Below are 5,447 nucleotides of genomic sequence, written 5' to 3' on the forward strand. Positions count from 1 at the left end.
CGGACCGTCGGGCGCGCGGTTCCGCTCCGGCGCCCGGACCGCCGACGCCGCCGGTACCGCCCCTACCGTCGGGGGTCCCGGCCGCCCGTGCCGCGTCCGCCTCCTGCTTCTCCCGCATGTCCTGTCCGCTCCGCCCCTGTCCGTATGCGACACCGAGCCTGTCACCGGTGGATGACCGCCTCGGTGCCCCGGGATTTCCCGGCTGTTACGCCGCCTCCGCGCGCTCCCCGGTCCGGGTGTCCGCCGGCGCCGCCGGACGCCGCAGATACACGGCCCAGGTGACGGCGCAGCACACCGCGTAGAAGCCGAGGAAGGCGAGGTATGCCGCCGTCCCGCTCCCCACCGTCTCAAACGACTGCCGGAAGGCGAGATTGATCCCCAGTCCGCCGAGGGCGCCGACCGCGCCGATGAGGCCCATCGCCGCACCGGAGCGCCGCCGTCCGGCCGCCTCCGCGTCCGTGCTCCCCTCCGCCTCCGCGTCGTCGCCGCCGTCACCGTCATCCCCGTCGCCGCGCGCGAGCGCCCGCGCGTGGAAGACGACCGGGATCATCTTGTACGTCGAGCCGTTGCCGATGCCGCTCAGCACGAACAGCGCGGTGAACCCCGCCAGGAAGACGGGCAGCGACTCGCGCAGCGACGCCGCCACGACGAGCAGCGCCGCGGCGCCCATCGCCGCGAACGTCCACAGCGTGATCCGCGCACCCCCGAGCCGGTCCGCGAGCCGCCCGCCCACCGGCCGTACCAGCGAACCCAGCAGCGGCCCGAGGAAGGTGAGCGAGGCGGCCTCCAGGGGCGTGCGCGCGAACTGCGTCTGGAGCACCAGCCCGAAGGCGAAGCCGTAGCCGATGAACGAGCCGAAGGTGCCGATGTAGAGGAGCGAGAGCAGCCAGGTGTGCGGGTCGCGCACCGCTTCCCGTGCGGCGCCGGTGTCGTTCCGTACGGGTCCGAGGTTGTCCATCCAGCGTGCGGCGCACAGCGCGGCGAGCACGATCAGCGGGACGTAGAGAGCGAGCAGGACGCGCGGATGCCCGGCCCCGAGGACGGCGATCACCGCGAGCCCCGCCAACTGCACGGCGGGCACGCCGAGGTTGCCGCCGCCCGCGTTGACGCCGAGGGCCCAGCCCTTGCGGTGCTGCGGGAAGAAGGAGTTGATGTTGGTCATGGACGAGGCGAAGTTGCCGCCGCCGAGGCCGGTGAGGAGCGCGACCGCCAGGAACACCGGGTAGGAGGTACCCGGTCGCATCACGATCAGGGCCGCGACCACCGGGATCAGCAGCAGGCCCGCGCTGATCACCGTCCAGTCGCGTCCGCCGAAGCGGGCGACGGCGAAGGTGTACGGCACGCGGGCCACGGCGCCGACGAGCGTCGCCACCGCGATGAGCACGAACTTCCCGCCCGGGTCGACGCCGTACTCCGGTCCCATGAACAGCACCAGCACCGGCCACAGCGTCCACACGGAGAAGCCGATGTGCTCGCAGAGGACGGACAGCAACAGGTTGCGGTGGGCGACGCGTTCGCCGCGCTCCCGCCAGAACTCCTCGTCCTCCGGCTCCCATCGCTCGATCCAGCGGCCCTTGTCGTGCGCGGTCTCGTCGGTGCTGCCGGGGGCAGCGGTCGCAGCGGTCATCGGCCCTCCCTGGTCCGGGTGTTCGCACCCGAAGCTAGGGACGGCGCGTTTCGGTGCCGTGCCGCCAGGTGTCGCGCGGGAAACCGTGCGCTCACCCGCCGCCGGGGGAGGCGGTGAGCGGACGGCCGTCCGGCGCGACACCTGGCGGCACGGGCCCGTCCGTACCGGACTCCGGCGGCCCGGACGCGGGCGGCTTCGTACGCGGCCACAGCCGGGGCCGCCGCCGCGCCGCCACGTCCTCGACCCAGCCGAACGCGGCGATCAGCACCGCCACCAGCGGCCACACCGCCAGGAACATCAGGACGTCGTACGAGCTCTCCACCGCCCGCGAGACCCCCGGCGAGTCCCCGACCCACGGGATGTCCCACAGCAGATCGAGCAGCGGCACGGTGGCGATCAGCGCGACCTGATGCCACAGATACAGCGTCACGGCACGGGAGTTGGCCAGTGTGACGGGACGCTCCAGGACGCGCAGCGGTCCCGGCAGCCGGTGCCAGGACGGGCTGACGCGGAGCAGCAGCAGACAGAAGGCGAACGACCACAGGGCCTGCGCGAGCGGTATGCCGTTCAGGTCCCAGCCGTCCTCGCCGGGGTGGCCGCTCGCCCACCACAGCCCCGCCGCCATCGCCGCGGGTGCGGCCAGTCCGACGGCGTACGCGGGCAGGCGCCGCAGCAGCCCGGCGTGGTGCGCGAAGCCGAGCAGCCAACACGAGCCGTAGACCGCGAAGTCGGTGACGGCCTCGCCCGTCTCCCCCGGTATCCGCACCAGGCCGGTGCCGAGGACGGCGGTGAGCGCGAGCGGTGCGAGCAGCGTCGCCCACGGCAGCCTGCGGAAGGCGTACAGCAGCAGCGGCGAGGCGATCACGAACCACAGATAGGCCCGCAGATACCACAGCGGCCCGGCCGCCTCCACGGCCCAACTGCTCTCCAGCAGACCGCCGTTGCTCCCGGCGCTCTCCGGGTACGGCGGGCTGCCCAGCGGCACGATCCAGCACAGCATGCGCAGCCAGCCGCCCGTGCCGGACTGCCACGGGCGCCACCCCTGTACGAACAGCACGGTCAGCAGGCCCGCCCCGTACAGCCACAGCGGCGGCAGCAGCCGGCGCGCCCTGCCGCGTACGACACCCTGCGCGGGACGGGACGCGGGACGGGACAGGGAGCGCGCCATCAGCGATCCGGCGAGCGCGAACATCACGCCCATGGAGGGGAAAAGATAGGTCAGCCAGGCCCAGTTGAAGGTGTGGTAGACGACGACGCGGACGAGGGCGACCGCACGCAGCAGGTCGAGATAGCGGTCGCGTACGGGAGCCGTTCCCGGACCGGACGCGAGGGCGGCACCGGACGCGGAGTCCGGTGCGGAGCCCCGTACGCGCTTGTGTGCGGGGCCCGAACCGCGCCTGCCCGTACGGGAGTTCACGCTCATCCGACGGCGCTCTTCGTACGCGGCTCACGCGCCTCGCCCGGCCCGTACAGCCCGTGTGGCTCGCGCGCCTCCGCCCCGGAACCGGACAGCGCACCCGGCGCCGACCCCAGCAGGCCCGTGCGGCGCAGCTTCTGCCAGCGCAGCCGTCCGCCCGTCAGCGCCGTGATCCACGACTGCATCAGGACGACGTACATCAACTGCCGGTACAGCAACTGCTGGAGGGGCAGCGTCAGCAGCGGCGTCAGCCGTTCGCGGTCCAGCCGGAACGCGTACGCCGCGCACACCGCCTGCACCGCCAGCACCCCGCACCAGGCCGCCGCCGTGCGCAGCGTCGGCCCGAAGACCAGCCCGTAGACGAAGAAGACGTCGATCAGCGGCGCCAGCAGCGGCGCGAAGACCGTGAAGAGCGTCACCAGCGGCAGTCCGACCCGGCCGAAGCGGCCCGACGGACCGCGTTCCAGCACCGCACGCCGGTGCTTCCAGATCGCCTGCATGGTGCCGTAACTCCAGCGGTAGCGCTGCGACCAGAGCTGTTTGACCGTCTCGGGCGCCTCCGTCCAGGCGCGTGCACGCTCCGCGTACACCACGCGCCAGCCGTGGCGGTGCAGCGCCATCGTGACGTCGGTGTCCTCGGCGAGCGTGTCGTCGCTCATCCCGCCGGCCCGCCACAGCGCCTCCCGGCGGAACGCGCCCACGGCGCCCGGGATCGTGGGCATGCAGCGCAGCACGTCGTACATGCGGCGGTCCAGGTTGAAGCCCATGACGTACTCGATGTGCTGCCACGCGCCGATCAGGCGGCGGCGGTTGCCGACCTTGGCGTTGCCGGCGACGGCGCCCACGTCCGGGTCGGCGAAGGGCTGGACGAGTTCGCGCACCGTGGACGGTTCGAAGACGGTGTCGCCGTCCATCATCACGACCAGGTCGCAACTCGCGTGCCGCAGGCCGTTGTTGAGCGCCGCGGCCTTGCCCGCGTTGGGCTGGCGCAGCACGCGGACGCCCGGCAGTCCGAGCGCTTCGACGAGGTCGGCGGTGCCGTCCGTCGAGCCGTCGTCGACGACGATCACTTCGATCGGGTGGTCGCTCGCGGCGAGGGAGCGCACGGTGGCGGTGATGCACTCGCGTTCGTTGTACGCGGGGACCAGCACGGTGACGGGCTCGGTCACCTGCGGGCGTCTGCCGTCCCGGCCCCGGCCGCGCCGCCGTCTGCGCACGCGCCGCGCGTGCACGGCCGAGAGCAGCAGCATCAGCGCGAAGCGCGCGACGACGAGGACTCCGACCACGGCCAGCGCCACCACGAGCACGCCCATCGCGCTCTCGGAGACGCCGACGGCCGCGACGAAGGCACGTGCCTTCCACAAGTCCGTGCCGTGCACGGCCGAGTGCGGGCCCGGTGCGCCCAACGCCTCGGTCAGCCGCGGGAATTCATACCCCTGCGCCCGCAGTTCGGGCAGCATCCGGTCCAGCGCCGCCACCGTCTGGGAACGGTCGCCGCCCGAGTCGTGCATCAGCACCACGGCGCCCTGGCCCGGCCGTTCGGGCATCGCACGGCGCACGATCTCGTCCACGCCGGGACGTGCCCAGTCCTCGCTGTCGGTGTCGATGAACGTCGTGATGTAGCCGCGCCGGGCGACCTCGCGCGCGACCGGCCACGACCTGTCGTCGAGCGCGTCCGCGGTCGAGGAGTACGGCGGCCGGAACAGCGAGGTGTGCACGCCCGCCGCGCCCGCCAACGCGAGTTGGCTCTGGGCGAGTTCGCGCTGAACGCGGGCGGAGGACTGGTAGGAGAGGTCGGGGTGGTTGAAGGTGTGCAGCCCGACCTCGTGGCCCTCCTCGACCATCCGCCGCACCAGCTCCGGGTAGCGGGCCGTCATGGTGCCGGTGACGAAGAAGACGGCGTGCGCACGGTGTTGGGCGAGCTTGTCGAGGATCTTCGGCGTCCACTCCGGGTCGGGGCCGTCGTCGAAGGTCAGCACGATCTTGTGGTCCGGCACCCGGTGGCTGACGGGTGTCTCGCCGCGCGCGTCGAGCACCGGCCCGCCCGAGAGGACCTTCTCCGGCACGGTCCCGGTCGGGGCCGGGGGCCGCACCCGGTGGTCGGCGAGGAATTCGCTGTGCACATAGCCGCGCAGCAGCAGCATCACCACGACGACGACCAGCAGGACGGACGGCAGCAGATAACGCAGCGGCAGCCGGGGGCGCCTGGGCCCGGCAGCGGCGTGCCGGTGCCTCATCCGGCACCTGCCGCGGCGGTGCCGCCGCCCGCGCCGGACGTGCTGCCGGTGAGCTGGTCGAGGATGCCGTCGAGCAGGCCGCCGCCCTCGGACGGCGACGGTGAGGGCGTCGGATCGTCCGTACCCGTTTCCGGGTCCTCGGTGGCGCCGCCGGACGAGCCGCCGG

General features: G+C 73.2%; 3 protein-coding genes. All 3 read right to left on the reverse strand.

Annotated elements, in window-relative coordinates; genetic code table 11:
* Window positions 1–205: 205 nt before the first annotated feature.
* Window positions 206–1,627: a nitrate/nitrite transporter gene (locus AN218_RS31330; protein ID WP_070020407.1), complete on the reverse strand. Its 1,422-nt coding sequence runs from the start codon at window positions 1,625–1,627 to the stop codon at window positions 206–208.
* Window positions 1,628–1,718: 91 nt separating this feature from the next.
* The gene (locus AN218_RS31335) at window positions 1,719–3,050 is read right to left on the reverse strand and encodes an acyltransferase family protein (protein WP_070020408.1); all 1,332 of its coding nucleotides are present in this window, start codon (window positions 3,048–3,050) and stop codon (window positions 1,719–1,721) included.
* Window positions 3,047–5,281 carry a bifunctional polysaccharide deacetylase/glycosyltransferase family 2 protein gene (locus AN218_RS31340; RefSeq protein WP_070020409.1) on the reverse strand — a complete coding sequence of 745 codons (2,235 nt, stop codon included), beginning with the start codon at window positions 5,279–5,281 and terminating at the stop codon, window positions 3,047–3,049. The genes AN218_RS31335 and AN218_RS31340 overlap by 4 nt, the downstream gene beginning before the upstream one ends.
* Window positions 5,282–5,447 lie beyond the last annotated feature (166 nt).

Origin of the sequence: Streptomyces nanshensis (assembly GCF_001751255.1) — a bacterium.
Taxonomy (GTDB): domain Bacteria; phylum Actinomycetota; class Actinomycetes; order Streptomycetales; family Streptomycetaceae; genus Streptomyces; species Streptomyces nanshensis_A.